This is a genomic window from Nocardia sp. NPDC057455, from assembly GCF_042802775.1.
Taxonomy (GTDB): domain Bacteria; phylum Actinomycetota; class Actinomycetes; order Mycobacteriales; family Mycobacteriaceae; genus Nocardia.
This window is the reverse complement of sequence record NZ_JBHVDM010000004.1, coordinates 1-23,918: the sequence shown is the minus strand read 5'-3', so window position 1 is coordinate 23,918 and position 23,918 is coordinate 1. Positions and strand designations below refer to the sequence as shown.

Here is a 23,918-nt window from a genome sequence, read left to right as displayed (position 1 = left end):
CGTTCAAGTTCTATGCGGAGGGTTGTCGTGGAGGGTGTCGAGGACTCTCGGGAGCCGAGGGTTGGTATGTCCGCGCGGGACATGGCGCAGATCGCCGTCTTCGCGGCGCTGATCGCGGCGCTGGGCCTGCCGGGCGCGATCACGGTCGGGTTCAGCGGGGTGCCGATCACGGTGCAGACCCTCGGTGTGATCCTGGCGGGTGCGGTGCTCGGGGCACGTAAGGGGACGGCCGCGGTGGTCGTCTTCTCGACGCTGACGATGATCGGCCTGCCGCTGCTGTCCGGCGGCCGTACCGGTCTGACGGCGCTGGCGGGCCCCAGCGCCGGGTACCTGATCGGCTGGATTCCCGCGGCGCTGTTCATCGGCGTGTGCACCGCCCGCATCCTGCCCAAGTACCCGATCGCGCTCGGCCTGCTGATCAACGCCGTCGGCGGCCTGTTGATCATCTACCTGTGCGGCACGGTGGGCCTGCTGCTGCGCACGGATCTGGGGGTCGGGGCCGCTGTCACCACCAACTTCGCGTTCATTCCCGGTGACCTGCTCAAAGTCGTCGTCGCGAGTGTCGTGGCCAAAGGAGTGCACCGCGCGTATCCCGGTCTGATCCGTGCCTAGCCCGGAACTCGGCGGCGCGGGCGACGCGCCTGCCATCGACTTCGGCGGCCGCGCCTACACCTACCGCGAACTCGACCGGGCCATCGAGCAATGGATCGCCCGGAACCCGGACGCGGCCTGCTACGACGCGTCCGCTCTATCGGTCCCGGACGCGCTGATCTGCGTCTGCGCCGCCGCACGGCGCGGTATCCCGGTCTTCGTGGAGAATCCCGCCGCGCGCCCACATCGCACTGGCATACCGCCTGCGGCGTTCCTTCTGGTCGCGACGTCGGGCTCCACCGGTCGCCCCCGGCCGCTCGCGCGAACGGCCGCCTCCTGGTACGACAGCTTTCCGGAGTTCACGGCCATCACCGGTGTGCGACCGGCCGACCGCGTGCTGATCACCGGGCCGTTGCACGCGACCATGCATCTGTTCGGCGCGCTGCACGCGTTGTGGCGCGGCGCGTGCGTCACCGACGACCCGGCGCGAGCCACGGTGGTGCACGCGGTTCCCGCGGTACTGCGGGCGGTGCTGCGCACCTGCCCGCGCCTGCGCACCGCGATCGTCGCGGGCATCGCGCTCGACGACGGTGCGCTGGCGGCGGCCGGCAATGTCGAGATCGTCGAGTATTACGGCTCCTCGGAGGTCTCGCTGGTAGCGGCGCGGCGCGTTCCCGAGCCGATGCGGCTGCTCGACGGAGTCGATGCCGAAGTGCGTGGCGGATTGCTCTACGTTCGATCGCCCTACCGCGTGCTCGGCGCGCCCGATTGGTTCGGGGTCGGCGACTTCGCCGAACTGGGCGACGATCGCGCGCTGACCGTGCTGGGTAGGGGGGAGTGCGCGATCAATGTCGGTGGCACCACAGTCATCGCCGAGGAGGTGGAGCGCGTCCTCGAATCACTCGACGGCATCGCCGCGGTGGCCGTGATCGGCTCACCGCATGCCGTCTTCGGTGAAACCGTCACGGCCGCGGTGCAGTTGGACGGCGGCGCCGGGCTGGACGAGATCCGGTCGCGAGCACGCCGCGTACTGGCCAAGGAGGCCGTGCCGCGGCGATGGGTGCCACTGCCCGCGCTGCCGCGGACCGCCGCGGGAAAGGTCGCCAGGGGTCGGCTGAAAGACTTGCTGACATGAGCCCGGTTCCCGTTCTGGTAGCGCCGCGCCGCACGCCGATCGGCAACGCGGGACATGGATTGGCCGAGCTGACCGTCACCGACCTTGCCGCTCCCGTGCTGCGCGCCGTGCTGGCCTCGCTGCGCGGCGCGGGCATCGACGCCGAAGTGGACGACGTGGTGCTCGGCAACTGCCTGGGACCCGGCGGCGATCCCGCCCGGGTCGCCGCGTTGCGGGCGGGACTCGGGGTGCACGTCCCGGGTGTCACCGTGGATCGACAGTGCGGGTCGGGGCTGGACGCGGTGATGCAGGCGGCGTTGCGGGTGCGCAGCGGCGCGGATGAGCTGATCCTCGCCGGAGGCGTCGAATCGGCGAGTACCGCTCCGTGGCGCTTCTGGCCGCCGGTGGCCGACGCCGAGCCCGTGCGCTACACCCGAGCTCCCTTCGCGCCGCCCGGCTTTCCCGATCCGGACATGGGCGCGGCCGCCGACGATCTCGCGCGAGCGCGCGGCATCAGCCGGGAGCGACAGGACGCTTACGCGGCCCGTTCGCACACGCTCGCCGCGGCCACCGACTTCTCCGCGGAGATCGTGCCGGTCGGTGACGTGCACCGGGACGAACGTATCCGGGCGGGCATGACCACGACCAGGCTCGCGCGCCTGCGCCCCAGTTTCGGGGTCGACGGCACGGCCACCGCCGGCAATTCCTGCGGCATCTCCGACGGAGCCGCGGTCATGGCGGTCACCAACGAGTCGATGGCCGCCGGGCTGCCCGCGTTGCGGATCCTCGGCTGCGCGGTCGCCGGATCCGACCCCGCGTTCCCCGGTCTCGGGCCGGTGCCGGCGATCCGCAAACTCCTGCGCCGGACCGGCTTCGGTGTGGCGGACCTCGGCGTCATCGAGATCACCGAGGCGTTCGCGTCGGTGGTGCTGGCGGTGGCGGACGAACTGGGCCTCGACGAGTCGAAGATCTGCCCGCAGGGCGGCGCCATCGCGATGGGTCACCCGTGGGGCGCGTCCGGAGCCATCCTGCTGGTGCGCCTGGCGAGCCGGATGCTGCGGGCGGACGGCCCGGCGCTCGGTCTCGCGGCCTGCGCCATCGGCGGCGGGCAGGGCATCGCCGTGTTGGTGGAGCGAGTGTCATGAGTGAGATCGTCTTCGATTCGGTGCACCACCGTTTCGGTGAGCGGAAGGTGCTGCGCGACATCGACTTGAGGATCACCGAGCGCCGCGTCGGCATCATCGGGTCCAACGGTTCCGGCAAATCGACTCTGGCGCGCATGATCAACGGCCTGTTGGCGCCGAGTTCCGGCACGGTCACGGTGGACGGCGTGGACGCCTCCCGCAAGGGCGCGCGGGTGCGGCGGAAGGTCGGGTTCGTGTTCACCGACCCCGATACCCAGATCGTCATGCCCACGGTCGCCGAAGACCTCGCCTTCTCCCTGCGGCGGACGGGGTTGAGCAAGCAGGAGGTCGCGGCGCGCGTCCGGGAGATCCTGGAACGTTTCGGGCTCACGGGCCACGCCGAGCACCCCGCACATCTGTTGTCCGGCGGCCAGAAACAGCTGCTCGCCCTCGGCGCCGTCCTGATCCGGCGGCCGGAGGTGATCGTGGCCGACGAGCCGACCACGCTGCTGGACCTGCGCAACGCCAGGCTCGTCGCCGACGCGCTGGACGATGTCGATCAGCAGGTGATCGTCGTGACGCATCAGCTTTCGTTGCTGGAGAGCTTCGAACGTGTCATCGTGATCGACGACGGCGCGGTGGCGTTCGACGGAGCACCCGGTGACGCCGTCGCGGCATACCGGGCAGCGGTCGAATGATCGGCCTGTACCGTCCGGGTGATTCGCCGCTGCATCGGATACCGGCCGGGGTGAAGCTGGTGCTGCTGCTCGGGTCGATCGTGGCCACCACGGTCTTCGCGCGGACTCCGCCGCAGGTGCTGGCCGTCGGAGGGATGGTGGCGGGACTGTTCGCGGTGGCCGGGATCCCTTGGCGAGTCGCGCTGGCACAACTGCGTCCCTTGGTGTGGATGCTGTTGCTGATCGCCGCTTTCCAGATGCTGATCAGCTCGCCCGCGCGGGCAGCGGTGGTGTGCGGGGTGCTGGTGGTCTCGGTGGCGCTGGCGGCGCTGTTCACCCTCACCACGCGGGTGACCGACATGCTCGATGCCGTGACCCGGTGGCTCGGTCCGCTGCGCAGGGTCGGTGTCGATCCGGAGCGGATCGGCCTGCTGCTGGCTCTGGCCATCCGGTGTGTCCCGTTGCTGGCCGGGATCGTGCACGACGTCGCGGAGGCGCGGCGCGCTCGTGGCCTGCAATGGTCGATGACGGCGCTGGTCACGCCGGTGCTGGTGCGGGCGTTGCGGACGGCCGACGCGATGGGCGACGCCCTCGCGGCGCGGGGAGTGGACGATGACTGAACTGCTCGCCGCGCGGATCGCCCGGCAGGTCGCGGCGAATCCGGCCGCGACCGCCGTGATCTCGGCACGCGAGCAGGTGGATTACGAGCGGTTCTGGTCGAAGGTCGTCCGTGTCGCGGCCGGACTCGGTGACATGCGCCGGGTGGCCGTCCTCCCCACCTCCGATGTCGCATCGCTGGTGGCGGTGACGGCGGCGATGCACGCCGGGGTGAGCGTCGTCCTGCTGCATCGTCATCTACTGCCCGCCCAGCTGGGCCGGGTGCTCGCGCTCACCGAGCCGGGAGCGGTCGTGGCCGCGCCGCAGCAGCATCGGCGATTGCGGCGGCTGGGATTCGACGGAACTGTGCGGACCGCCGCCGCACTGGAATCCGAGGGTCCGGTGGGCCGGGTGGAGCCGGGCGCCGAACTGCTGGTCGGCATCACCTCCGGCACCTCCGGTGAACCGAAACTCTTCGTGCGCGACCACCTGTCGTGGGCCACCACGCTGGATCGCTCCGATCGCGCGTTCGACGTCGGCGCCGGGGACCGGGTGTCGGTGCCCGGCGTGCTGGACCACACGCATTTCCTCTACGGCGCGTTGCACGCCTTGACCCGGGGCGCGACGGTCGATCTGCGACCGGCCACCGATGCACTGAATGATGCTGCGACGCATCTGTATTCGGTGCCGACGATCGCGTGGGACGTGGTGCGCGCCGGTATCGGTCCGATCGGCGGTGTCCGGGAAGTGCTGTCCTCGGCGGCCCGGTGGCCGCGCACCGCGCGGCAAGCGTTGCAGGAGGTTCTGCCCAACGCCTCGCTCGTGCACTTCTACGGTGCGTCCGAAACGAGCTTCGTCTCGTTCGATCGCGGGCTCGGGAGCACGGACGAGAAGTCGGCGGGCGAACTGTTCCCCGGCGTGGAGGCGCACGTTCGCGACGGTCTGGTGTACGTGCGCAGCGACATGCTGTTCGACGGCTACCTCACCGCCGACGGTGTGGTCGGCGGTCCGGTCGACGGGTGGATGACGGTCGGCGACCGGGGCGAGGTTGTCGGCAACCGGCTGCGGCTGTTCGGCCGGGACAGCGACATGCTGATCCGGGCCGGTCTCAACGTGGAACCCGCCGCTGTCGAAGCGGCGCTCACGGCGATACCGGGTGTCGCCGAGGCCGCCTGTATCGGTGTGCCCGACGCGCGCATGGGAGAGGCGCCCGCGGCGGCGATCGTGGTGGGTGCGGACGCACCCGCCGCCGAGGAGATCTGGCGGCGGTTGCGCGCGACTTTGCCCAGTCCGAGTATGCCGGTGCAGGTCCTGGTCGTGGACAGTCTGCCGCGCACACCGCGGGGCAAGCTGGATCGGGCAGCGCTGGCCTCGAGACTGGCCGCGCACCGCCGTGGCGGTCGCGCCGGCGAGGCAGATCACTGAGGGCGGACGCTTCGGCCCGGGTATACCGGTCGATGCGGGCTCGGCTGGGTCGCCGAAACGGCGGCGCGACGAGTAGACGCGCCGCCGTGCAGCGTTCAGAGCGTCGCTGACGGATCGGCCACCCGGACCGGTTGCGCTGATGACGTGCCGAACCACGTGGTGTAGAACATGATCGCCAACGCACCGAACGCACCCAAGAGCACGATTCCGCACGGAATCGGGTACGACGCCATCTGCACGGCGAGGAATCGAATGCTCAGCAGTACACCGGTGCAGACCGCGACTCCCATGGCGACGATCCGGATTCGGGGGCGATCCCACCCTCGGTCCGGATCGCGCAGCGCGGATTCGACCGTCAGGCACAACGCCGCGCCCACGATCAGGTCGACACCGTAGTGGGCGCCGAGGCCGAGCGTCGCGAGGAGTGTGCACACCAGCCAGAACGCGCCGCCCCAGCGCAACCACAGTGGGCCGCGCCGGGAGTGGATGAACAGCGACAGCGCCCAGGCGGTGTGCAGGGACGGCATGCAGTTGCGCGGGGTGATGGCGTCGAAGCGCAGCGCTTCGATCGACGACGGCACCGCGGGAACGACATTCGGCCAGACGTCGGCGATCTGGAAGCCCAGCCCTTGCGGTCCGTACGCGAGCACCGGACCCACCACCGGGAACACCACATACCAGATCGGCCCGACGACCCCGAGCGTCAAGAACGTTCGCACCAGGTAGTGCCGTGGCCAAGCCCCGGTCGTCACGCCGCGCAACTGCCAGGCCGCGACCAGCACGGCCGCCAGCGGAAGCTCGAAGTACACCCAGCGCACCACGCCCGAGGCCACTGGTCCCGCCGCGTCGAGCGCGTGCCCGACCAGCCACGACGGGTTACCGAGGGCGCGATCGGCGACTTGCACGTAGGGGTCGAGGACCATCGGGCAGGCCCACGCGGTGATGTCCAGCCAGATCTCGCTGATCTTCGTCGCCGAGATCAGCAGGGCGCCGAAGGCGATGGTGCGCAACGCCGTGCGGCGTCGCTGCTCGTCCCACCGCACGAACGCGATCACCGCCAGTGCGGTCAGCACGAGGGTCGGACCGTTGCCGACGGTGAACGGCCGTCCCTCGGCCGTCCTGATCAGAACGAACACCAGGTCGATGGCGACCGCCGCGGCGACGGCGCCGACCCGGGCGCGAACCGTGATCCCGGCCAAGGCCAGCAGGAACCCGGCCCACGGTGTGGTCGCCGACTTCGGCGTTCCGGCATAGTCGCGCAGCAGGCTGGTCAGCGGTCCCAGCGCACCGATGTGCGCGGCCACGAACTCACCACCGACCAGTGCGAGCACGATGGCCGCGATACCGCACCATACGACCACCGGCCGCGACCGACGCTCCCGGAGCTCTTCGTTGCCCACTTGCTCGCTCGGTGGGGTCGAGCTCCCTAGTACGTCGTTCACAAGCACCGAGACATCGTAAACAGGACATTAACGGCGTATGTACGGGGAGACGTCCGCGCGTGGGCGGGTGCCGTGGCCGACGGTGCGGAATACGCGGCTGGATCGATCGTTACCGGCTGGCGTTGGACCCCGATTCCGGGCCGTCCCTCCATCCGGACGCTCTCCGCGATCGGTCCTTCGTCGATGCCGCGGTGCTGATCGCTGCGCGGTAGCGGGGCTCTCTACGGATCGCCGTGGCGCCGAGCGGAGCGGTGCCGTCGCCACAGATGAATCCGCGCGGCCCGCGCAGCGACCGCCCGGCAGCGTGGTCTCGCCGCCGGGCGTCGCGGTGAGCCGCATTCCGATAGGCGGTCCGGCCGCGACGAATCGTGATCGGCTCGGCGAATGATCACGTGGTGCGATACGTGCGGGCCACCAGTGCCGAGCGCAGGTACCACAGGCCCGACGGCTGCGACGGGTCGAAACCGGTGAGTTGTCCGATCCGCTTGAGCCGGTAGTCCACGGTGTTGGTGTGCACGTGCAGCACGCGTGCCGTGCGCTGCCGGTTGAGGTTGTTGGCGATATGCCGTTGCAGCGTCTCCAGCAGCTCGGGGTGGGCGTCCAGCGGATCCAGCAGCGAGCCGAGATATTCGCGGCCGGGCCCCGGTCTGGTCAGCTGGTATTCCAGCGCCAGTTCGTCGAAGCGGTAGAGCCCGGCCATCGCCTGCAAGCGCTGCACCATGTCGAGCAGTTCGTGAGCTTGGTCGGCGGCGGTGGGAATCTTCTCGGGGGTCGCCTCGACCATGGTCGCGGTGACGCCCACCTGCGCGGCGTGTGACAGCTGGGTGACCAGCGTGTCCAGTTGCTCGTTGTCCAGATGGCCGGACGGGATGAGCACTGTGCCGCCGTCGACGCTCAGCAGCGACAGCGCGGCCTCGCCACAGCGGGTGGCGAGTTCGGCCTGGACCCGGCGCAGTTTCCGGCGCGCGACGACCTTGCCGTCCACCATCGGGTTGCGTTCGTCGCGGTGCGGCGGGATCGCCACGGCCAGAACGGCATACGACGACGCGATGGCGATGCCGCACTCGCGCGCCATGGTGGAGGTGCTGTGGCCGCCGAGCAGCGCGGAGGTCAGCGTGTGCACGGCGGTGTGGTGCTCGCTGACCACCGCGCGCAGCTCACGGACGTAAGCCATGGATACCGCGGAGTTGATCATGTCGAGCATCTCGACGACCATCTTGGCGCCGTCGACGAGATCGTCGTAGTCCTTCATCGTCGCGTTGGACACCACCAGGTCCAGGCCCATCTTGAAGCCTTCGTGGATCGAGTGGTGGATGGTGTCGATCGGCACTCCCTCCCGAGCCCACCCCGCGGCGGCGTCACCGAGCCGCTGAAGTTTCTCCGGGAGGTCCTTTCCGTCGAGCATGCTCACCGCCAGCTCCAGGCATACCCGGGTGATGGTGGTGACGTCGCCGGCGATCGCGTCACCCGGTAGGGTTCCGCACGGGATGACGTTCTCGACGAAGTGCCCGACCATCTGACGCGATAGTCCGCGAACATCCTTCAGCGGGGACGACATCGGCTTTCCCGACAGGGTCAGGCTAGGCCGGGCCGAACTGTCGACGGACATTGGCGACTCCCTTCCGCCCACGATTACTGTGCAGCGCATTCACACTAATCGCTCGATCGTTGTCGCGGACCCGATCGACAGGTTCTGTGAGAGCAGGAGGGACCGGTCGGTGCGGGGTTGTGAACGGTCACAGCGATCGGGCATGGCAGTGACTATCGATGAGCATCGTCACATTCCGGCGGCTGTGCTACCGACCGTCGTCGGATTTCGGTGGGCGGCGCCGGTTCGGTCGTTGCCGCGAGCGCGGGCGGACATGCCGGGAGATCACCGGCGCCGGGCACGGCCATGTGACGAGGGTCTTGTCCGGCACGTGTCGTGTCCTGGATGTGTGCAGTGCCCGTCCCCCGCGCACGCCGCCGCTCGGGTTCGCCCGGGTGCCCGTGCGCTGAGACCAGCGCGGTATCCGGTGGCGTGAGCCCGGAATACGCGCCGGGCCTGCGGAGTTTCGCGGCCGTGCCGCGCATCGCGGCCGAGGCTTCCCAGCAGCGCGAGTACCGCGCAGGAGTCGTATCGTGTTGACGGACAATGCGGTACCGGTGAATCGGCGGCGATAGGTTGTCACCATGAAGTGCTATGGCGTAACCGCGAGCGATGCCGAATCGTGGACCGAGATCGCCAACAGCTTCGTTCCGATGGACTACCGCTACGGCGATCCCGAGCGGTGGTATTCGGGGCTGACTGTCCAGGAGTCGGCCGCCTACCGGTTGTTGCGCTGGGAGCAGCGGGGAACCAGTACCTCCTACCGCACCCGGACGAACATCCGCCACGGTCCGTGCGACGACTTCTATTGGGTCGTCGTCCCCGAACGGGGCGTGTACTCGGTGCGCTACCGCGAGGAGGAGACGCGAGCGCGACCCGAACAGGCCGCGGTGACCGCGCTCGACGATCTGTGCCAGATCCACATCCCGCTGTTGTCGGCCTACGCGTTCCAGCTGCCCCGTGCCGAACTGGACCATCGCGCGGGGCCGCTCGCCGAGCGCGGCATGACGATCGACCTGAATTCCGGGCTGGGCCGGATCACCCAGGCCATGATCCGCAGCACCCATGCCGAACAGTCGGATCTGTCCGACCGCGAGTTCAACGCGGTCTGCGACCGGATCGCCGAGTTGCTCAGCCTGATCGCGCTCGGCGAGACCGGTCCGCAACGAACCCATCACGCCCATATCGTCGCGCAGATCCGGCAATACGTGCGAGCCAACGTCGGCCGCAGTGACGTGCGCCTGCCCGCGGTGGCGCACGCGCTGGGCTGGTCGCCCCGGCAGTTGCGCTCGGTGCTGCAACGGGCCGGTACCACCTACCGCGATGTTCGGCGGGACGAGGCCCTGCGCGCCGCGCGCGACCTGCTCGAGGACCCCGCGCGGGAGGACGATCCCATCAGCGAGCTGGCGGTCCGCGCCGGATTCACCCCTGCGTGGTTCTCCGCGGCGTTCAAGGCGCGTTTCGGTGAGACGCCGCGCGACTTCCGTCGGCGCCGAGCGGCGGAACGCCGTGCGCCGGGCGACCCGCGGCGGCCGACGCCGGCGTCCTGAACGGAAATCAGTTGGCAGGCAGAGTGATCGAGAGCCTGCGCAGCCGCGCGGGATCGGCGATCACCCGGTATCCCGCCACTCGATGGCCGCGCACTGTGACGGTGAGCGCCAGCAGCAGCCTGCCGTGCGGGGCGACCACGATGCCCGGGTGACCGTCGACCAGCGCGAGCGCCGCCACCTGCGAGCGCCGCCGCAGCAGTACGGTTTCCCCGGCCACCGAGTCCGCGCCGCGCACGGTCGTGGCCACTCCGGCGGGAAGCGCGGCGGCGTCGGCCGTCCGGACCACATCGGGCGCCAGAACGGCCAGGAGCGCGTCGAGGTCGCCGCTGCGCGCCGCACCGAGAAACGCGTCGACGACATGCCGCTGCGCGATGTGGTCCGAAGCGTGCTCACCTCGCACGCGGTGCCTGGCCCGGCTGGCCAGCTTCTTGGTGGTCGGCGTGGTACGTCCGACGATCGGCCCGATCTCGTCGAACGGCACCGCGAACAGGTCGTGCAGGACGAACGCGACCCGCTCGGCGGGGCCGAGCCGGTCCAGCACCACCAGCAGTGCCCGGCCGACGGAGTCGATCAGCACCGCCTCGCGCTCCGGTTCGTTCTCGTCGGCGCCGCTTTCGAGCCGGGCCGGCTGGTCGAGCGGTTCCTCGCGCCGCGCTGCCCTGGCGCGCAGCATGTCCAAGCAGATCCGGGACACGACGGTGGTGAGCCAGCCCGGCAGGTTGCGTACGTCCTCGACGTCGTGCCGGGCCAGCCGCAGCCAGGTCTCCTGCACCGCGTCGTCGGCCTCGGTGGGTGAGCCGAGCATGCGGTAGGCGACCGCGTGCAGGTGGTCGCGCCGGGACTCGAATTCCCGCGCGAAACCGTCTTCGGTGGGCATCGGTCACCTTTCCGCTCCGTGGTCCGTCATTCGAGATGACGTATCGGACAGCGCCCAGGTGACCGGGCGCGCCACCTGACGAAAGGGTATTGCCATGGACATCGCCTACGTTGTCGCCACGGTGCTGGCGGCCGCTGCCGCGTTGCTCGCGGCGGGCATCGACGTGGTTCGCGCCGAGTGGGTGCGAACGAATATGCGCGCCTACGGGGTTCCGGATTCGTGGCTGACGGCACTGGCCGTCGTCAAGGCGGTCGGCGGGGCCGGGCTGCTGGCCGGCCTGGCGTTTCCGCCGATCGGGGTGGCCGCGGCGGCCGGGCTGGTCGTCTATTTCATCGGCGCGGTGCTGACCGTGGTCCGGGCGCGGCAGTACACGCACATCGGGTACCCCTTGCCGTATCTCGTGCTGGCAGCCGCCTCGCTGGGACTATTCGTCGCGGTGTAGCTTCCGCGTCGACGGTGCCATCGTCGTAGGCGGGCGCGGGAAGTGGTTGTCGTCATCCGCGCCGCCATCCGGGCCCGGCTGGACGATCGAATGGTTTCCGCGCCCGCGCTGCTGTCCGGCGTACCGAGGCACATGCTGGACACGGCGGTCTACCACCGCAGACGCGAGTCGATCGCGCCGAAGATCCTCAAAACCTTCACCGGAAGGTCGGAGGCACCTCCGCGCGGGAGCATGGACCGGCCGCGATGTCGGGGGGAGTTCCTCCGGTGCGCTCCGTACCGCACAGGAGGAACGACCGCCCTATCCGGCGAGGATGAACTCGGCCGCCTGCTCGCCGATGAACACCGCGGGCGCGTGGGTGTGGCCGCGGATGATGAGCGGCATCACCGAGGCGTCGGCCACCCGCAGTCCTTGCACGCCGCGCACTTCCAGCCGGGGCGTGACGACGCTGGCCGAATCGGTGCCCATTCGGCAGGTGCCGACCGGATGGTAGAGCGTGTGGGCGTAGGAGTTGAGCGTCAGCTCGAGTACGGCTTCCGGGTCCGCGGGTGCTTTCGGCGGGTAGATCAGCGGGCCGAGCACCGCCTTCATCGAGGGCTCCGCGGCGATGGCGGCGCACACCCGCAATCCGGCCATGATGGCGGCGCGGTCGGCGCCGGCGCTGTCGGACAGGTAGCGCGGATCGATCACGGGTTTGGCGGACGGGTCCGCGCCGGACAAGGCGATCCGTCCTCGGCTCTGCGGACGCAGCAGCACCGTCGCCAGGATCACGCCGTGTTCGGTCGGGTCCTGAAGCCCTTCGTAATAGAACGGCGCGGGTGCGAAGACCAGCTCCAGGTCCGGGAACTCCAGATCCGGCTTGCTGCGCACGAACCCGTAGGCCTCGCCGACGTTCGAGGTGAGCATGCCGCGATGGCGGATCAGGTAGGCCAGTAGCTGGCGCGGCCGCTCAGCGCCGAACAGCGAATCGCCCGCCACTCCGTAGCCGATGCCCGCGACCAGATGATCTTGCAGATTCGCACCCACCTCCGGCGCGTGGTGGCGCACCTCGATGCCGTGGCGGGTCAGTTCGTCGCGATCGCCGATGCCGGAGAGCATCAGTAGTTGCGGGCTGTTGATCGCGCCGCCGCACAGCACCACCTCACGCCGCGCGGTCACCGTGTGCGTGCTGCCGCCGTGGCGGTACTCCACGCCCACCGCGCGCGTGCCGTCGAACAGCACCCGGGTGGCCAGCGCCGCGCTGCGCACCGTGAGGTTCGGACGACGCAGGGCGGGCCGCAGATAGGCGTCGGCGGTGCTCCAGCGGCGGCCCGCGCGCTGGGTGACCATGGTCTCGCTGAACCCTTCCGGCTGCGGGCGGTTGGGCGGCTCGACCCGGTAGCCGGCCTCCTGCACCGCGGCCAGGTAGGCGGCGGTGAGGCCGCGCGGGCTGCGCTGACGGGAGACGTGCAGCGGGCCCTCGGTGCCTTCGTCCGGATACTGGGCGTTCTCCACATGTTCGATGCGGCGGTACTGCTCGACGGCCGCGGCGAAACCCCACTCCGCACCCGCAAGCAGCGCCCACTCGTCGTAGTCCGCCCGGAATCCGCGCACCCACATCATGGCGTTCATCGAGGACGAACCGCCGAACATCTTGCCGCGCGGCCAGTAGATCTCGCGGTTCTTCAGCTCCGGCTGCGGCTGCGTGAGGTAGTCCCAATCCACCTCGGAGCGGAACAGTTTCGCGAACCCGGCGGGAATGTGCGCGAACTTGTTCTTGTCCGGCGGGCCCGCTTCCAGCAACGCCACCGTGGTGCCCGGATCGGCGCTGAGCCGATTGGCCACCACCGCGCCCGCCGATCCCGAGCCGACGACGACGTAGTCCGCGGAAAGCTCACCAGATTGCACTTTTCCCACTCCGATCTGCACCGACTACGGCAAAGATACGAGCAAGCCCGCGTCGCGTGGCGGATTTCGGGTAACCCGGCGCGAAGTCGTCCCGCGTAGTCCGCGCTACCGCAGGATCAGCAGCGCGGAGGTCTCGATGCGATCGGCGATCTCGGAGTAGGACCCGTAACCCATGCCCGCGCGCACCAGCGCGCCCGCGTAGAGCAATTCCAGCGATTCGACCACGTCCGGGTCCGGATCGGGACCGAGGGCGCGGATGATGCGCTTGCGGATCTCGGCGCCGATGCGTCCGCGCAGATGCTCGACGTCGGGATCGCGGCCGAGCAGTGCGCTGGTGACCGCGCCGGAGAGTTCCTGTTCGTCGGCCACCAGCATCGCGATGTTGCGCAGCTCGGCGACCACCCGGACGGTCGGGTCCGGGTCCTCGCTGACCGGTGACGGCGACGCGACCAGCCGCCGCCAGAAGATCTCGGCGACCAGATGCTCCTTGGACGAGAAGTAGGTGTACGCCGTGGCCGTCCCGACCCCGGCCGCCGCGGCGACCATCCGGATGGTCATGCCCGCGAACCCTTCGCGCGCCAGCACTTCCACCGCCGCGCGGGTCAGCTTGTCGACGGTGTCGGCCTGCTTGCCGGACAGCCTGCGGCGGGTCGCCTCGAGAATGACGGAATCGGGTTCGGACATGTGTCTGGATCCTACTAGGGGGCTCGGGGCGGTTCAGTTCTTGGCCGCGGCGATGCCGGCCCGGCGCCCGTAGAAGCTGCCGTCGCCCAGCGACGCGCCGCTGACGTAGCCGCCCGCGCACAGGCCGGAGGTGCACCGGCCGGCCGCGAACAACCCCGGAATCGGCTCTCCGGAGACGTGCAGCACCCGCGAATCGAGGTCGGTGCGCAGTCCGCCGAGGGTGAAACCGGCCGTGAAGCCGCGCATGTCGAAGGCTGCCACCGGTCCGCGCAGCGGGCGCACCCATTCCGGCTTCTTGCCCAGCACCGGATCCGCGCCGTCGGCGGCGTGCAGGTTGTAGCACGACACGGTCGCCTGCAACGCCTGGCCGGGCAGGCCCATCTCGGCTTCCAGTTCGGCGATGGTCTCCGCGACCCAGGTCGGGGGCTGACGGAAGAACGGCGTGGAGGTCTCGGTCGTCAGTGCCTGCTCGTAGGACGCTTCGTCGATCACCAGGTACGCCTGATTGTCCTGCTGGATCAGCGTCGCCTGACCGATCCGGCCGGGGTAGGTGTCCTCCGGGATATAGCGCTGGCCGCGCCCGTTGACCAGGATGCCGCGAGCCAGCAGCTGCGGATCCCCGAAGAACGCGACCTCGGTCGCGTCCATGTGCGCCAGCTCCGCGCCGAGCGCCTGCGCCAGCCGGATGCCGATGCCGTCGTGTTCCTCGATCGCGGCTGCGGGCCTGCCGATCAGCCGTGGCGCGTACCCTTCGATCATCTCCTTGTGATAGGCGAAGCTGCCGGTGGCCAGGACGACGCCGCGCTCGGCGCGGATGGCGACCGCCTTGCCGTAGCGCCGCGCCAGCACCCCGACCACCCGATCGTCGTCGTCGACGATCAGCCGCGCGATCCGCATGTCGTACTCCGCCCGGATGCCCAGCGCTGCCGCGGTGTCGGCCAACGGCTTCATCAGCATGTAGCCGCCGCCCTTCTCCCCGGTGCGCTTGTCGGCCATCTGCGGAACATGGCCGCGCGGAGCGGGTTTCGCGATCGCGTTGAAGGGCGCGGCGTTCTCGCCGCCGGAGTACATCAGTCCTTCGTCGTGCGGCGGCTCCCATCCCGGCTCGCCCCAGAACGCCTCGCGAAACGGTACGCCACAGGACACCAGCCAGTTGAAGTGCTCGACACTGCCGCGGCAGTAGTCGGCGATCTTCGCCTGGTCCACGCCGGGGCCGAGCGCCGCGAGGAGGAAGGACTCCATGTTCTCCGGCGTGTCCTCGAAACCGAGGGCCTGTTGCAGCGGTGTGCCGCCGCCCAGATAGATGAATCCGCCCGCCAGGGCGGCGGCGCCACCCCAGCCGCCGGTGCGCTCCAGCACCAGCACGTCCGCACCCGCGCGGGCGGCCTCGATGGCGGCGCAGACCCCGGCGATGCCGTATCCGGCGACGACGACGTCGGCCCGGTGGTCCCAGGTCGGAACGCGGCTCGCGCGCAGGGGGCGAATGGTGGTGGCGTCGGACATGGTGAACGGATCCTTCACTGCTCGGCGGGCGCGGACTGCGCGCGGGCGGCCTTCTTCTGCTGCGCCACGATCGTGCTTATCAGGATGTCGAGTTTGGTGCCGTTCGGCCAGCCCACGTAGTGGCACAGGAACACCGCGATCTCGTGCAGTTGGTCTTCGGTGAGTTCGCCGTTGCGCAGCGCGGCCCCGATCTGGATACCCGCGGTGTCGATCGCGCCCTGCGCGGCCAGCGCGCCGAGCAGCAGCAGCCTGCGGTCGCGGACGGTGAGTCCGGGCCGCGACCAGATGTCGGCGAAGAGGTGGTCGGCGGTGACGGCGAAGTGCGAGCCCGGGTATTCCTGGAACTCCGTGCCGTACACCTCGGCCATCTTGGCCAGACCGCGCTGCCGTGCGGTGTCGCCGGAACCGTTGTCGCTCATGAGGTTTGCCTTTCGGATGCGAAGGTGCCCGCCCCGACGCCGAGTCCGGGGCCGAGCCGGTCGAGGGCGAGTGCGGCCAGCGGCAACTCGGCGCCGAGGCGTTCGCCCAGTTCCATGGCGAGACCGAGATCTTTCTCCCCGAGGTCGCGCACGTGCCGCAGGATCGGCAGCCAGAAGTCGCCGTCCTGGATCGGGGCGGTGGTGTCGCGCAGCATGATGGCTCCGGGCCCGCCGGTGACCGCGTCGGAGTGGCGCACCACTTTGCCGAGCGCGGTGAGGTCGAGTCCGGCCGCCTCGGCCAGGCGTTGCGCCTCGGTGGCCGCGGTGAAGGAGACGAAGTGCAGCAGGTTGCGCGCCAGTTTCATGCGCGTGCCCGCGCCGACCGGCCCGGCATGCACGATCAGATCGGCGAAGCAGCCGAACGGTTCGCGTACCTGCTCGAACGCCGCGTCGCTGCCGCCGACCATGACCGCGAGCGTGCCGCGCGTCGCGCCGGGCGCGCCGCCGCTGATCGGCGCGTCCACCAGTTCGACGCCGCGGGCGTGACAGACCGTCGCGAGTTCTTCGGCGGTGCGATCGCTGATCGTCGAATGCACAGCGACCACGGTGCCCGGCGCGGCGGTCCGCAACACCCCCTCCGGGCCCGTGATCACGTCGCGGACCTGGGCGTCGTTCACCACCGTGATCGAGATGACCGCCGCCTGCCTGGCCAGCTCTGCGGCGGAGGCGACCGCCGCGGCCCCGGCCGCGAGGAACGGCTCGACCGCCTCGGGCCGCATGTCGCACACCGCCAGCCCGCCCGGCCATTCCAGCAGGCGCTTGGCCATCGGCGCGCCCATGTTACCGAGGCCGAGGAACCCGATACGGGCGCTCATGACCGCACGATCTGTCCGCCGTCGACGTTGAAGATCTGCCCGGTGACCCAGCTCGCCTCGTCCGACAGCAGGTACAGGCAGGCGCCGACCAGGTCCTGCGGCGTGCCCATCCGCTTGAGCGGCAGGCGTTTGACGATGTCGTCGACGATCACGTCCGGGGTGACCGCTTTGGTGGCGTCGGTGTCGATCGGACCCGGCGCGATGGCGTTGACGCGGATGTTCGACCCGCCGAGTTCGAAAGCCAGTTGCTGGGTGAGCCCGTTGACGCCGACCTTCGCCAGGCCGTAGAAGCTGGAATACAGCCACGCGGCGGTGGAGGACTGGTTGACGATCGACCCGCTGCCGCCCTTGGACATGTGCGGCCAGACGGCGCGAGTCATGATGAGCGCGCCGTCCATGTTCACGCTCATGAACTTCCGGTAGTAGTCCCATGGCACGGTCAGCAGCAGATTCAGTTTCATCTCGCCGTAGATGGCGGCGTTGTTGACCAGATGGTCGATGCCGCCGAACTCGGTGACGGCGAGCTCGGCCAGCGCGGTCGCGGAGTCGGGATCGGACACGTCGACGTGTCCGAACACCGCCGTGCCGCCGTCGGCGACGATCTTCTCGACGACCGCCGCGCCGCCCTCGGCGTTCTTGTCGGCGACGACGACGTTCGCGCCTTCTGCCGCCAGCGCTCGCGCGTAGGCGGCGCCGATGCCCTGGGCGGCGCCGGTGACGATGGCGGATCTTCCCGTGAAACGGGCCATGGAGTTCAGCTCCTCTGTGTTGTCCGCGGCGGTCAGACCGCGGTGGCGATGACTTTGGTCTCGAGGTACTCCTCGAAACCGGCGATGCCCATCTCACGGCCGAGGCCGGATTGCTTGTAGCCGCCGAACGGGACGTCGGCGGAGTACCAGATCCCGCCGTTGACGCCCAGCGTCCCGGTGCGCACGCGTTCGGTGACGCGCCGGATGCGCTCGGGATCGGTTCCCCAGACCGAACCGGACAGGCCGTAGGGGGAGTCGTTGGCGATGCGGACGGCGTCCTCGTCGCCGTCGTGCGGAATGATCACCAGCACCGGGCCGAAGATCTCCTCACGGGCGACGGTCGAGCTGTTGGGGACGTCCGCGATCAATGTCGGTTCGACGAAGAACCCTCGCTCGTGCCGGGCCGGTCGCCCGCCGCCGACCACGATGCGCCCGCCCTCGGCGCGCGCGATGTCGATGTAGCGTTCGACCCGCGCGCGCTGGCGTTCGGAGATCAGCGGCCCGCAGACCGTGCGCGGGTCGGCGGGATCGCCCGGCCTGATCCCGCCGAGCGTGGCCGCGGCCGCCTGTACGGCTTGGTCGTAGGCGGCGCGCGGAACGAGCAGCCGGGTGGACAGCGCGCACCCTTGCCCGGCGTGCACGCACACCGAGAACGCGGCCATCGAGCAGGCCGCCGCGATGTCGGCGTCGTCGAGCACGATGAACGCCGATTTGCCGCCCAGTTCGAGGAACGCTTTCTTCAACGTCGTGGCGGCGCCGGTCATGACGGCCCGGCCGGTGGCGGTGGAACCGGTGAAACTGATCATGTCGACGCGCGGGTCGGCGGTCAGCCGGGCGCCGAGCGTATGGTCCGCGGAGGTCACGATGTTCACGACGCCGGCCGGGAAATCGGTCTCCTCGGCGATGATGGCGCCGACCGCCGCCGCGCACCAGGGAGTATCGGGGGCGGGTTTGAGCACGACGGTGTTCCCCGCGGCCAGCGCGGGACCCAATTTGGCGAAGTTGATCTGATGCGGGAAGTTCCACGGCGTGATCGCCCCGACCACGCCGATCGGCTCCCGGCGCAGCAATCGGCGCGTCTTGATACCCATCGGCTCGGCCACGCCCAGGTCGGTTTCCCACTCGTAGTTCTCGGCGAGTCCGGCCGCGTAACTCAGGTCGGCGACCGGGCCTTCCAGCTGCGGGCCCGCTGTCAGCATTCGCGGGGCGCCGACCTCGGCGATCGTGATCTCGCGCAAGTCATCGACGTGGGATTGCAACGCGGTGCGCAGCTGCTCGAGACAGCGGGCGCGGAAGGCGTGATCGCGCGACCAGTCCGTCTCGTCGAACGCGGTGCGCGCGGCGGCGACGGCCGCGTCGAGATCGGCCGCGTTCGCGTCGGCGGCGAGACCGAGGACCTCCTCGGTCGCCGGGTTCACTGTCGCGAAGACACCGTCGGCGCCCTCGACCAGCTTGCCGCCGATCAGCAGGCGGGACCCGTCGGCGGGCAGAAGGCTGCTCATGGAATACTCCGATACTGTCTGGACACGTGTACGGAATATAGTCTCGGATCGCGATCGGTGGCAATAACAGGTTCTAACTCTGCCACTCTTGCCGAGTTTGTGCGCGGGAGCGGACGGCCCGTCGCGATGTCCTCCGGTATGTCCGTTCGGCCACGTGAAACCCGCTGATGTCACAGAGGCATTGTCCGTCGAGGCAGGGTGGTGGTACTGTCCAGACACATGTCCAGCTATCTGTCTTTGACGGTTTCGCGGTGGCCTACCGTGTGGCGGAACGTGTTATCGGTTTCGGAGTGTGGGCGATGACGGCTGCGGTGGAGCCGCTGGTGTTCGATCCGTACGATTACGGGTTTCACGAGGACCCCTATCCGACGTACCGGCGGCTGCGGCAGGAGGCGCCGCTGTATCACAACCCGGATCTGAGCTTCTGGGCGTTGTCGCGGCATGCGGATGTCACCGGAGCGTTCCGTGACAGTGGGGGGCTGTCGAGCGCCAATGGAGTGTCGCTGGATCCGGCGGCGTGGGGCCCGCACGCACATCGGGTGATGTCGTTTCTGGCGATGGACGACCCGCGGCATATGCGGATGCGACGACTGGTCTACAAGGGGTTCACGCCGAAACGCGTCGCGGAGATGGAAGTCCGGATCCGGGAGTTGACGCTGTCGTATCTGGAGCCCGCGTTGGCCGGCGGCTCGTTCGATTGGATCGACGAGGTCGCGGGCAAACTGCCGATGGACGTCATCTCCGAACTGATGGGGGTCCCGGCCGTGGACCGGGTGGAGATCCGCCGGTTGGCGGATCTGGTGGTGCACCGTGAGGACGGAGTGCTCGACATCCCGATGGCTGCTGTCGAGGCGTCGATCACGCTGCTGGGCTACTACACGGAGATGGTGGCCGAGCGCAGGCGGGCCCCGAAGGAAGATCTGACCTCCGCCTTGCTGGATGCCGAAATCGACCGCGACACACTGACCGACGAAGAGATCATCGGTTTCCTGTTCTTGATGGTGGTGGCCGGGAACGAGACCACCACGAAACTGCTGGGCAACGCCCTGTATTGGGGGGCGCGCAACCCGGGAGAGTACGCGAAAGTCGTCGCGGACCCGGATCTGATCTCCGACTGGGTGGAAGAGACGCTCCGCTACGACACCTCCAGTCAGATGGTCGCCCGCACCGCCACCGCCGACCTCGGCTACCACGGCGGCACGATCCCGGCGGGAGCGAAGGTGCTGCTGCTGATCGGTTCGGCCAACCGCGATCCCGCGGTGTTCGACGACGGCGACAGCTTCCGGATCGATCGTGCCGACAAGTCCGGGCTGGCCAGTTTCGGTGCGGGAGTGCACTTCTGCCTCGGTGCGCACCTGGCACGGCTGGAAGCGACCGTCGCCCTGCGCGAGTTCGGCTCCCGAGTGCGGTCCTACGACGTCCTGGAGTCCGGGATCGCGCGCGTTCATTCGTCCAATGTGCGTGGGTTCGCCCACCTTCCCATCACCGTGGAGACTCGATAATGCCAAGATTCACACCCCATCCCGAGCGCAGGCCCGCGCTCGTCTCCGGCGCTTCCTCCGGGATCGGCGCCGCCACCGCCGTGGCCCTGTCCGAGCTGGGCCACCCGGTCGCGCTCGGCGCGCGCCGAGCCGAGCAGTGCGCCGAACTGGCGGACAAGATCCGCGCCAACGGTGGTGAAGCGTTCGCCCACCGCCTCGACGTCACCGAGCCGGACTCGGTCGACGAGTTCGTGCGCGCGGCCGAGGAAGCGCTCGGCCCCACCGAGATCCTGGTGTCCAGCGCGGGCGACATCGAGTTCGGACAGGCGCACGCGATGGATCCGGAACGGTTCGTGCACCAAGTACAGGTTCATCTCGTCGGCGCGCAACGCCTCGTGCACCGCGTGCTGCCCGGCATGCTGCGCAGGCAACGCGGCGACGTCGTGCTGATCAGCTCGGACTGCGCGTCCGAACCGCGTCCGCGCACGGGCGCCTACAGCGCCGCCAAGGCCGGGCTGGAAGCGATGGCCGCGCAGATGCGCATGGAACTCGAGGGCAGCGGCATTCGCCTGTCGCAGGTCCGGCCCGGCCCGACCCTGACCGGCATGGGCATGGACTCCACGCCCGAGATCGTCGGTCCGGTGCTGGAGGACTGGAAAGCATGGGGCTTCGCCAGGCACCCGTACATGCTGCGCGCGAGCGACCTGGCCGCCGCGGTGGTGGCGGTGGTCTCCACGCCGCGGGGCTCGCACCTTGTGCTGGTCGAGGTGCAACCCGAGGCGCCGGTGCGTCCGCTCGCGGACGACCAGGTATCGAACGAACAGTAGGGAGCGACGATGCGAGTGCTGGCCGATCTGGATCTGTGTCAGGGGCATGCCGTGTGCCAGGACGAGGCGCCCGAAGCGTTCCACGTCCCCAAGCGCGGCAAAGTCGAGATCCTCGACGCCGTCGCGGATCCGCGCGCACAGGCCGACGTGCAGCGCGCCGTCCGGTTTTGCCCCACCCAGGCGTTGTCGATCGCCGCGGACGAGTGAGCGGAATTCCTCGCACGCGGCGGGTAGGCAGGCCGTGTGGAGGCGAATACGATGAATCCGAAACCGGAACGTGTTCTAATTCAGGCGCACTGTCCGGTCCGGCACCTGCGGCGATGTCCGACGTCATGGAGATGATCCGATGAGCACAGCACACACCGACAAGGCGAAGGGCGCCCTGCCCGCCAGGATCACCGGGGAGTTGATCGCCCGGCTGACCGGCCTGGTCGCCGCCGACGGTAGCGCGGCGCCGTTCGAGATGACCGAGGTCTACACCGGTGCGCCGGTCGGTGCGCTCGCGCAGTCCTCCCCGCAGGACGTCCTGCGCGCATGCGCCGCCGCCCGCGCCGCGCAGACGGAATGGGCCGCGCGGCCACTGCGGGAGCGACTGCGGGTGTTCGAGCGGCTGCACGAGCTGATCCTCGGCGAAGTGGAGACCATCGCCGATCTGATCCAGATCGGTTGCGGCAAGACCCGTCGCATGGCCGTCGAGGAATCCTGCGACGTGCCCATGGTGGTGAGCCACTACCTCAAGACCGCGCGCCGGGTGCTGCGGCCGAAGCGGCGCGGCGGCCCGATGCCCCTGCTGACCATTTCCACCGAACAGCACCGTCCCAAAGGGCTCGTCGCGGTGATCGCGCCATGGAATTTTCCCTTCGCCATCGCGCTGTCCGACGCCATGCCCGCGCTGATGGCGGGCAACGGCGTCGTGCTGAAGCCGGACAACAAGACCGCGCTGTGCGTGCTCTTCGGCGTCGAGTTGCTGCACCGGGCCGGGCTGCCTCGCGGTCTGGTCCAGGTGGTGTGTGGTGAAGGACCCGATATCGGGCCCACCCTGATCGACAACGTCGACTTCGTCATGTTCACCGGCTCGACCGCCACCGGCCGGATCGTCGGCGAGCAGGCCGGTCGCAACCTCATCGGGTGCAGCCTGGAACTGGGCGGCAAGAACCCGATGATCGTGCTCGCCGACGCGAACTTGGACGAGGTCGTCCCCGGCGCGGTGTTCGCGACGTTCGCCAACTCGGGACAGGCGTGCATGCATATCGAGCGGATCTACGTGCATCGCTCCATCCATGACGAATTCCTCCGACGGTTGGTCGCCGCCGCGGCGGAATTGAACGAAAAGATCGGCGGCGCCTACGACTACACGCCGGAGTTCGGCTCCCTCGTCTCCCCGCAGCATCTGGAACGGGTCGCCGCCCACGTCGAGGACGCGCGATCCAAAGGCGCCACCGTGCACGTCGGCGGGCAGGCGCGTCCCGATGTCGGTCCCGCGTTCTACGAGGCCACCGTGCTGACCGGCGTGACCCCCGAGATGACCCACGCGACGCTGGAGACCTTCGGCCCGGTCGTCACCGTGTACCCGTTCGACGACGAGCAGGAGGCGGTGCGCCTGGCCAATGCCACCGACTACGGCCTGAACGCCAGCGTCTGGACCCGGGACTTCGCGCATGCCGAGCGGATCGCCGCGCAGTTGCAGGCGGGCAATATCAACATCAACGACGGTTTCGTCGCGACCTACGCCGCCAAAGGCACGCCCTCGGGCGGCGTGAAGCAGTCCGGCGTCGGCACCCGGCACGGGGACCAGGGCCTGCTGAAGTACACCGACACGGTGAACGTCGGCGTGCTCAAGAAGCAAGTGCTCGCCGCACGGGCAGGTCAGCCCTACGACAAGCAGCTGAAGATGACTCTGACGTCGCTGCGGCTGATGCGCCGAACCCGGCTGCGCTGAGCGCGGTTCGCCCGCCCGAACCGCCGCGCCCGCAACGGTCACCGCCCCGGACGATCCGGTAGCGTGGCCGTCGGGGTGGATCCACGGAATCGAGAATGGGCAGGTCCATACGTATGAGCCTTCGAGAAGTTCCGCTACGCACGCTGTCCGGCGAACCGACGACGCTGGCCGACCTGGTCGGTGACCGCGCCGTCCTGCTGGTCAACGTGGCTTCGAAATGCGGGCTGACGCCGCAGTACTCCGGCTTGGTCGAACTGCACAAGTCCTTCGGGCCGCGCGGTCTCAGCGTGGTCGGCGTGCCGTGCAACCAATTCATGGGCCAGGAGCCGGGCACCGCGGAGGAGATCCAGCAGTTCTGTTCCACCACCTACGGCGTCGATTTCCCCTTGCTGGAGAAGACCGACGTCAACGGCGACCAGCGCCACGCCCTCTACCAGCAGCTGGTGGAGACCCCCGACGCCGAGGGCACCGCCGGCGACATCCAGTGGAATTTCGAAAAGTTCCTGATCGACCGCGACGGGAAAGTGGCGGGCCGCTTCCGCCCGCGCACCACCCCCGAGGCGCCCGAACTGGTCGCGGCGATCGAAGCCGTGCTCTGAGGTAGAGGCGAAAGCCGGAGCCGTCG

The 23,918-nt window shown here is 69.4% G+C and carries 23 protein-coding genes; 13 read left to right on the top strand and 10 right to left on the bottom strand.

The window, feature by feature from the left end; translation table 11 throughout:
* The first annotated feature begins 27 nt into the window (after positions 1 to 27).
* The 6 genes from ACFU5M_RS02645 to ACFU5M_RS02620 are packed head-to-tail and all read left to right on the top strand — an operon-like array spanning position 28 to position 5,528.
* On the top strand, positions 28 to 612 hold the full coding sequence (locus ACFU5M_RS02645) for a biotin transporter BioY (protein WP_379042535.1): 585 nt from the start codon (positions 28 to 30) through the stop codon (positions 610 to 612).
* Complete coding sequence (locus tag ACFU5M_RS02640; RefSeq protein ID WP_379042532.1) at positions 605 to 1,726, top strand: class I adenylate-forming enzyme family protein; 1,122 nt, start codon at positions 605 to 607, stop codon at positions 1,724 to 1,726. The genes ACFU5M_RS02645 and ACFU5M_RS02640 overlap by 8 nt, the downstream gene beginning before the upstream one ends.
* Positions 1,723 to 2,850, top strand: a complete 1,128-nt coding sequence (locus ACFU5M_RS02635) for a thiolase family protein (RefSeq protein ID WP_379042529.1) — start codon at positions 1,723 to 1,725, stop codon at positions 2,848 to 2,850. The genes ACFU5M_RS02640 and ACFU5M_RS02635 overlap by 4 nt, the downstream gene beginning before the upstream one ends.
* Entirely contained in the window at positions 2,847 to 3,527 is a 681-nt protein-coding gene (locus ACFU5M_RS02630) for an energy-coupling factor ABC transporter ATP-binding protein (RefSeq protein ID WP_379042526.1), read from the top strand. The genes ACFU5M_RS02635 and ACFU5M_RS02630 overlap by 4 nt, the downstream gene beginning before the upstream one ends.
* Positions 3,524 to 4,126, top strand: coding sequence for an energy-coupling factor transporter transmembrane component T family protein (locus tag ACFU5M_RS02625; RefSeq protein ID WP_379042523.1), 603 nt, complete (start codon positions 3,524 to 3,526; stop codon positions 4,124 to 4,126). The genes ACFU5M_RS02630 and ACFU5M_RS02625 overlap by 4 nt, the downstream gene beginning before the upstream one ends.
* Entirely contained in the window at positions 4,119 to 5,528 is a 1,410-nt protein-coding gene (locus tag ACFU5M_RS02620) for an AMP-binding protein (RefSeq protein WP_379042520.1), read from the top strand. The genes ACFU5M_RS02625 and ACFU5M_RS02620 overlap by 8 nt, the downstream gene beginning before the upstream one ends.
* Positions 5,529 to 5,623: 95 nt before the next feature.
* Here the strand turns inward: ACFU5M_RS02620 and ACFU5M_RS02615 are convergent, their stop codons facing one another.
* Together ACFU5M_RS02615 and ACFU5M_RS02610 are read right to left on the bottom strand one after the other, a co-directional pair.
* A complete protein-coding gene (locus tag ACFU5M_RS02615; RefSeq protein ID WP_379042517.1) occupies positions 5,624 to 6,976 on the bottom strand; it encodes a DUF5933 domain-containing protein in 1,353 nt (450 codons plus the stop codon).
* A 382-nt stretch (positions 6,977 to 7,358) separates the two neighbouring features.
* Positions 7,359 to 8,579: a PucR family transcriptional regulator gene (locus ACFU5M_RS02610; protein WP_379042514.1), complete on the bottom strand. Its 1,221-nt coding sequence runs from the start codon at positions 8,577 to 8,579 to the stop codon at positions 7,359 to 7,361.
* A 563-nt stretch (positions 8,580 to 9,142) separates the two neighbouring features.
* On the opposite strand from ACFU5M_RS02610, the gene ACFU5M_RS02605 reads away from it, so the two are divergent.
* Positions 9,143 to 10,108 carry an AraC family transcriptional regulator gene (locus tag ACFU5M_RS02605; RefSeq protein ID WP_379042511.1) on the top strand — a complete coding sequence of 322 codons (966 nt, stop codon included), beginning with the start codon at positions 9,143 to 9,145 and terminating at the stop codon, positions 10,106 to 10,108.
* Positions 10,109 to 10,115: 7 nt separating this feature from the next.
* Here ACFU5M_RS02605 and ACFU5M_RS02600 read toward each other — a convergent pair whose 3' ends face one another.
* A complete protein-coding gene (locus tag ACFU5M_RS02600; RefSeq protein ID WP_379042508.1) occupies positions 10,116 to 10,985 on the bottom strand; it encodes a sigma-70 family RNA polymerase sigma factor in 870 nt (289 codons plus the stop codon).
* Between the two features lie 94 nt (positions 10,986 to 11,079).
* On the opposite strand from ACFU5M_RS02600, the gene ACFU5M_RS02595 reads away from it, so the two are divergent.
* Positions 11,080 to 11,427, top strand: coding sequence for a DoxX family protein (locus tag ACFU5M_RS02595; RefSeq protein ID WP_379042505.1), 348 nt, complete (start codon positions 11,080 to 11,082; stop codon positions 11,425 to 11,427).
* Positions 11,428 to 11,727: 300 nt separating this feature from the next.
* Here the strand turns inward: ACFU5M_RS02595 and ACFU5M_RS02590 are convergent, their stop codons facing one another.
* The 7 genes from ACFU5M_RS02590 to ACFU5M_RS02560 form a co-directional block, all read right to left on the bottom strand.
* The gene (locus tag ACFU5M_RS02590) at positions 11,728 to 13,314 is read right to left on the bottom strand and encodes a GMC family oxidoreductase (protein WP_379042502.1); all 1,587 of its coding nucleotides are present in this window, start codon (positions 13,312 to 13,314) and stop codon (positions 11,728 to 11,730) included.
* 105 nt (positions 13,315 to 13,419) lie between these two features.
* Entirely contained in the window at positions 13,420 to 13,998 is a 579-nt protein-coding gene (locus tag ACFU5M_RS02585) for a TetR/AcrR family transcriptional regulator (RefSeq protein WP_379042500.1), read from the bottom strand.
* 33 nt (positions 13,999 to 14,031) lie between these two features.
* The gene (locus ACFU5M_RS02580) at positions 14,032 to 15,501 is read right to left on the bottom strand and encodes an FAD-dependent oxidoreductase (protein ID WP_379042498.1); all 1,470 of its coding nucleotides are present in this window, start codon (positions 15,499 to 15,501) and stop codon (positions 14,032 to 14,034) included.
* A 14-nt stretch (positions 15,502 to 15,515) separates the two neighbouring features.
* Positions 15,516 to 15,920 (bottom strand): carboxymuconolactone decarboxylase family protein, encoded by a 405-nt coding sequence (locus ACFU5M_RS02575; protein ID WP_379042496.1) that lies wholly within the window; start codon positions 15,918 to 15,920, stop codon positions 15,516 to 15,518.
* Positions 15,917 to 16,795, bottom strand: coding sequence for an NAD(P)-dependent oxidoreductase (locus ACFU5M_RS02570; protein WP_379042493.1), 879 nt, complete (start codon positions 16,793 to 16,795; stop codon positions 15,917 to 15,919). Before ACFU5M_RS02570 ends, ACFU5M_RS02575 begins: the two co-directional genes overlap by 4 nt.
* Complete coding sequence (locus ACFU5M_RS02565) at positions 16,792 to 17,544, bottom strand: SDR family oxidoreductase (protein ID WP_379042490.1); 753 nt, start codon at positions 17,542 to 17,544, stop codon at positions 16,792 to 16,794. Before ACFU5M_RS02565 ends, ACFU5M_RS02570 begins: the two co-directional genes overlap by 4 nt.
* Before the next feature lie 32 nt (positions 17,545 to 17,576).
* Positions 17,577 to 19,046 carry an aldehyde dehydrogenase gene (locus ACFU5M_RS02560; protein ID WP_379042487.1) on the bottom strand — a complete coding sequence of 490 codons (1,470 nt, stop codon included), beginning with the start codon at positions 19,044 to 19,046 and terminating at the stop codon, positions 17,577 to 17,579.
* Positions 19,047 to 19,345: 299 nt separating this feature from the next.
* Between ACFU5M_RS02560 and ACFU5M_RS02555 the strand changes: the two genes are divergently transcribed.
* The 5 genes from ACFU5M_RS02555 to ACFU5M_RS02535 all read left to right on the top strand — a co-directional run bounded on the left by ACFU5M_RS02555 (position 19,346) and on the right by ACFU5M_RS02535 (position 23,892).
* The gene (locus tag ACFU5M_RS02555; protein WP_379042484.1) at positions 19,346 to 20,548 is read left to right on the top strand and encodes a cytochrome P450; all 1,203 of its coding nucleotides are present in this window, start codon (positions 19,346 to 19,348) and stop codon (positions 20,546 to 20,548) included.
* Positions 20,548 to 21,354 carry an SDR family oxidoreductase gene (locus tag ACFU5M_RS02550; RefSeq protein ID WP_379042481.1) on the top strand — a complete coding sequence of 269 codons (807 nt, stop codon included), beginning with the start codon at positions 20,548 to 20,550 and terminating at the stop codon, positions 21,352 to 21,354. Before ACFU5M_RS02555 ends, ACFU5M_RS02550 begins: the two co-directional genes overlap by 1 nt.
* A 9-nt stretch (positions 21,355 to 21,363) precedes the next feature.
* Entirely contained in the window at positions 21,364 to 21,561 is a 198-nt protein-coding gene (locus tag ACFU5M_RS02545) for a ferredoxin (RefSeq protein WP_379042478.1), read from the top strand.
* Between the two features lie 139 nt (positions 21,562 to 21,700).
* Positions 21,701 to 23,293, top strand: a complete 1,593-nt coding sequence (locus ACFU5M_RS02540; protein ID WP_379042475.1) for a succinic semialdehyde dehydrogenase — start codon at positions 21,701 to 21,703, stop codon at positions 23,291 to 23,293.
* A gap of 113 nt (positions 23,294 to 23,406) precedes the next feature.
* On the top strand, positions 23,407 to 23,892 hold the full coding sequence (locus tag ACFU5M_RS02535; RefSeq protein ID WP_379042472.1) for a glutathione peroxidase: 486 nt from the start codon (positions 23,407 to 23,409) through the stop codon (positions 23,890 to 23,892).
* The last annotated feature ends 26 nt before the right edge of the window (positions 23,893 to 23,918 follow it).